This is a genomic window from Hyalangium sp., assembly GCF_035629615.1.
GTDB lineage: Bacteria > Myxococcota > Myxococcia > Myxococcales > Myxococcaceae > Hyalangium.
In genome coordinates, this window is the sequence record NZ_DASPHO010000235.1 from 1 (window position 1) to 4723 (window position 4723).

The following is a 4723-nucleotide window of genomic DNA, read 5'->3' on the forward strand; positions in this document are numbered from 1 at the left end:
AGTGTACGCCAGGGCGCCGAGGAGCTCGCGCGGCGCTTCCCCCGCCTGGACGTGCTGGTGAACAATGCGGGCGTCTTCATGAACGAGCGCGAGCTGACCGCGGACGGACTGGAGATGACGTTCCAGATCAACCACCTGGCGCCGTTCCTGCTGACGAACCTGCTGCTGAAGGGGCCGCTGACGGGGCCTGGCGCCCGCATCGTGAACGTAAGCTCGATCGCGCACAGCCGGGGCCGGATGCGCTTCGAGGACCTGCAGCTCGCGCGAGGCTTCCAGGGCTACGCGGCCTATGCGCAGTCGAAGCTGGCGAACATCCTCTTCACCTTCGAGCTCGCCAAGCGCCTCCCCGCCGAGCAGGCGACGGCGAACTGCCTGCACCCGGGCGTGGTGAGCACAAAGCTGCTAGTCGAGGGCTTCGGCATGAATGGGAGCGACACGGTGGAGGAAGGGGCGGAGACCTCGGTGTTCCTGGCCACCTCACCGGAGGTCTCAGGCATGACGGGCCGCTACTTCGCGCGCCAGCGTGAGGTGAATCCCGCCCCCCAGGCCCTGGACGTCGCCGCGAGAGAGCAGCTCTGGGAGCTCAGCGAGAAGCTCAGCGGGCTGCGCTGATCCAGCCCCGCTGGCTTCTCGCCTGCCTGCTCGGGCTCAGGGCCCAGGGCCCACCACCATCCTGGGTCAGCGCTTCCTTCCTCTCTCAGTGAAGGAGCACTCGGACCTGCAGCAAGGTAGAGGGAAGCCCGTATCTGCGGCATTCTGGGGGGAGATAACCTCGGCACCCCTCAGGAACACCGCCGCGGCAGAGCCCCCCATGAGCAAGGACGATCCCACCCTGAGCATCCCGGCCTCCCCCAAGGGGGAGTCTGGCTCTGGGCTGGACTCAACCCTGCCGGGCCGCACCGCCACGACCATGGAGGCCGCCGCCCGGGCCCTGCCCAAGGGGGAGACGGACCGCTATGACCTCTCCGGGGAGTTCGCCCACGGCGCCATCGGCCGCATCCTCCACGCCCGGGATCGTCGCCTCAACCGGCCCGTAGCCATCAAAGAGCTGATCTTCCCGGGCGGCACCGTGGAGGCCCGCTTCGTCACCGAGGCGCTCATCACCGCCCGGCTCCAGCACCCCTCCATCGTCCCTGTCTACGACGCCGGGCGCTGGGACACGGGCGAGCCCTTCTACGCGATGAAGTTCGTCTCGGGCCGCTCGCTCGCGGACGTCATCGGCGAGACGAAGACGCTCCAGGAGCGGCTCGCCCTGCTGCCCCACGTGCTCGCGGTGGCCGAGGCCATCGCCTACGCCCACACCGAGCGCGTCATCCACCGCGACCTCAAGCCCGCCAACGTCCTCGTCGGCGACTTCGGCGAGACGGTCGTCATCGACTGGGGACTGGCCAAGGACCTGGCCCACGATGCCGGCGCCGAGACGGGCGTGGCCCCTACCTCCACAGGGGTGGACGCCTCCCTGACTCACATGGGCACAGTGGTCGGCACACCTGCGTACATGCCCCCCGAGCAGGCTGCGGGCCGCATCGTGGACGAGCGCGCCGACGTCTACGCGCTGGGCGCCATCCTCTACCACCTGCTGGCGGGGAGCCGGCCCTACGACAGTGGCTCCTCCGCACAGGTCATTGATCAGGTGGTGCGGGGTCCGCCCACGTCGCTCTCCGCGCGCCAGAAGGGAATTCCCTCGGATCTGCTGACCATCGTGGCCAAGGCGATGGCCCGCAACCCCAGCGAGCGCTATGCCACCGCGCGCGAGCTGGCGGAGGACCTGCGGCGCTTCCAGACGGGGCAGATCGTCGCCGCCCACGCCTACTCCCTGGGGGAGCGGATCCGGCGCTTCATCCGGCGCTACCGGGCCGTGGTGGCGGTGACGGTGGTGGCCATGCTGGCGCTGATCGGCGTGGGCACGGTGAGCTTCTTCCGCATCCTGGCCGAGCGAGATCGCGCCGAGCGCAAGCAGGCCGAGGCCGAGGCCGCCCGGCGTGACGCGGAGACCGCGCGGCAGCAGGAGCTGGAGCGAGCCGACGAGCTCACCCTCATGCACGCCCGCACCTCCGTGGATCGGGATCCCAACGAGGTCATCCCCTGGCTGCGCAGCCTCTCGCAGGGGTTCTCTCGGTGGTCAGCCGTGCGCACCATCGCCGCGGATGCCCAGGCGCGCGGCTTCGCCATCATCCTGCGGGGCCACACGCAGACCGTGGATGACGTGGGCTTCACCCGCGACGGCAGGTACCTGGTCACCACCAGCGACGACACGACGATCCGCCTCTGGGACATGAAGGGCGGCGGCGCTCGCATCCTCACCGGGCACACCGACGAGGTGTGGCGCCTCAGCGTATCCCCGGACGGCCGCCTCCTGGCCACCGCAAGCAAGGACCGGACTGCGCGCATCTGGAACCTGGAGACGGGCGAGAGCCAGGTGCTCGCGGGCCACACGGGGCCGGTGGACACCGTCCTCTTCACCCCGGACGGCCGGCAGCTCATCGTCAGCAATCGGGGAGATGGCCTGCTGCGCATCTGGAACGTGGCGAGCGGAGGCCTCGATCGGACGCTCGACACCGGGCTGGGCCCGCTCAGCCTGCTCTCGCGCTCTCCGGACGGACGCTATGTCCTCGTCCACGCCCTCTCGGGACCGCGCGCGCAGCTCTGGGATCTGCAGCAGGGCACCGCGCACACGCTGGAGCACGAGGGGACGGTGACGGCGATCGCATTCTCTCCCCGGGGGGACCTCGCCATCACGGGCGCCTTGGACCAGACCCTGCGCGCCTGGGATCCACGGACGGGCAAGGGCCGGATCCTCGGCCAGCGGCTTGGCTCCATCTCCTACCTGGCCTTCTCGCCCGACGGTGGGAAGCTCGCCGTGGGGACCAGCGAGGGGCAGCTCCGGCTCTTCAATCTGGACACGAACAAGAACGATCTGCTGGGCAGCCATGAAGGCCGCATCAACGAGATCCTCTTCTCCCGGGACGGCCGGCTGGTGGCCAGCAGCAGCGACGACCGCACCGCGCGGCTCTGGGAGCTGGCCAACGGCCACAGCCGCATCCTGCGCGGGCACCAGGGGGCGGCGTACTCCATGGACTTCTCCCCGGACGGGCAGTGGCTCGCCGTGGGCAGCTATGACAAGACGACGCGCCTGTTCAACGTGAAGGCGGAGCCCAACCGGCTCCTTGCGAAGACCTCGGTGGCCTTGAACACGCTGGTGGCCTCTCCCTCGGGCCGGCTCCTGGCGTCCCTGGGCGGAGACGGCTCGCTCCGCCTGTTCGATGTGACGACGAAGGCCATCCTCCTCCGGGAGCAGCTCAGCAACGGCGAGCCCGCCCCCATCCAGTTCTCGCCCGACAGCCGGTGGCTGGCTGCCGGAGGAAAGGATGGCCGGCTGCGCCTGTGGGACATCGCCACCGGGCAGCCTGTGCGCCACCTCGAGGGCCACACGCAGCCCATCACCGCGCTCACCTTCCATCGCGACAGCCAGAGCCTGGCCACCGCGGACGACTCGGGGGAGCTCCGGCTGTGGGAGCCGAACTCGGGACAGACGCGCTCGCTCGGCCGACACGACCACGAGGTGCGCCGGCTGGCCTTCTCGCCGGACGGCCAGCGGCTGGCCTCCGGAAGCAAGAAGGGGGAGCTCCGGCTGTGGGACCTCATCACTGGGAGCTTCCGGGAGCTGCACGGCCACGATGACGTGGTGACCAGCCTGCTCTTCTCACCCGACGGCCAGCGGCTCGTGAGCGGGAGCCTGGATCACACCCTGCGCATCTGGGATCTGGCGACTGGCACCAGCCAGAAGGCGGGCGCGAGCGGCAACGGGGTGCAGAACATCGCCATGTCCCCGGATGGGCTGCTGCTGGTCAGCGCGAGCGTGAAGGACGGCATCCTGCGGCTGTGGGACGCCCGGACGGGCGAGTCTCGCGGAGTGCTCCAGGGGCACCAGGGCGACATCACCGACGTGGCGCTCTCGCCCGACAGCCGGCGGGTGGCCTCGTCGAGCATCGACAACACCGTGCGGCTGTGGGACCTGGCGACCAATGAGAGCCGGGTGCTGCGAGGCCACGCCGCGCGAGCCACCGGGGTGGTGTTCCTGGACAACAAGCACCTGGCCTCCAGCGGCTGGGATGGGACGCTGCGGAGCTGGGCGGATGATCTGCCCACGGACCCGGCGGCCCTGCGGGAATGGATGAAGACGGTGGGGAACATCCCGTGAGCTGAGCGGACGAGCCGTCGCTTGCCTCGCATCCCGGCCACTCCTGTCACAAGCCACGCGGGTCCACTCAGCCTTGCTCGACGGACCGACACGAACCCAGGTCCAAGGAGCGTGCGATGAGCAAGCAAGGCAAGAGGAAGTCCTTCATTCAGTACGAGCTGCCGGCGGAGACGCTGGAGAAGATCCAGGGCGGCCGGAGCATGATGACGACGCTGGCGCTGGGAGAAGAGGGCTGCGGCGGCCCCGTCACGACGAAGGCGCTGGGCGAAGAGGGCGGCACCGTCACGACGCTCGCGCTGGGAGAAGAGTGCGGCGGCCCGCTCCTCTGAGCCACGGCCCTGCGTGAGTCAGCTCCCACCTTCGATGAAGGGACGGGCCTGGACGATCCAGACCTTCTCGCCCTCCAGCACCCACTCGATGTCGAGCGGGCCGCTGGTGGGGAAGACCTTCACCAGCTTCGCCGCCGCCAGCGCGAGGTCCTTCGCGCGCGCCTCCGAGAGCACGGGGGCCGCGCTGGCGGTG

The 4723-nt window shown here is 69.9% G+C and carries 4 protein-coding genes; 3 read left to right on the forward strand and 1 reads right to left on the reverse strand.

The window, feature by feature from the left end; genetic code table 11:
* From VD972_RS11760 to VD972_RS11770, 3 genes are all read left to right on the forward strand, one after another.
* Positions 1–612: SDR family NAD(P)-dependent oxidoreductase (locus VD972_RS11760; RefSeq protein WP_324985409.1), on the forward strand; the 612-nt coding region annotated here is incomplete at its 5' end.
* A gap of 199 nt (positions 613–811) precedes the next feature.
* The gene (locus tag VD972_RS11765) at positions 812–4201 is read left to right on the forward strand and encodes a WD40 repeat domain-containing serine/threonine protein kinase (protein ID WP_324985412.1); all 3390 of its coding nucleotides are present in this window, start codon (positions 812–814) and stop codon (positions 4199–4201) included.
* Positions 4202–4317: 116 nt separating this feature from the next.
* On the forward strand, positions 4318–4530 hold the full coding sequence (locus VD972_RS11770; protein ID WP_324985415.1) for a hypothetical protein: 213 nt from the start codon (positions 4318–4320) through the stop codon (positions 4528–4530).
* Positions 4531–4548: 18 nt separating this feature from the next.
* Here the strand turns inward: VD972_RS11770 and VD972_RS11775 are convergent, their stop codons facing one another.
* Positions 4549–4704 (reverse strand): PEP/pyruvate-binding domain-containing protein, encoded by a 156-nt coding sequence (locus VD972_RS11775; protein WP_324985418.1) that lies wholly within the window; start codon positions 4702–4704, stop codon positions 4549–4551.
* Positions 4705–4723: the final 19 nt, after the last annotated feature.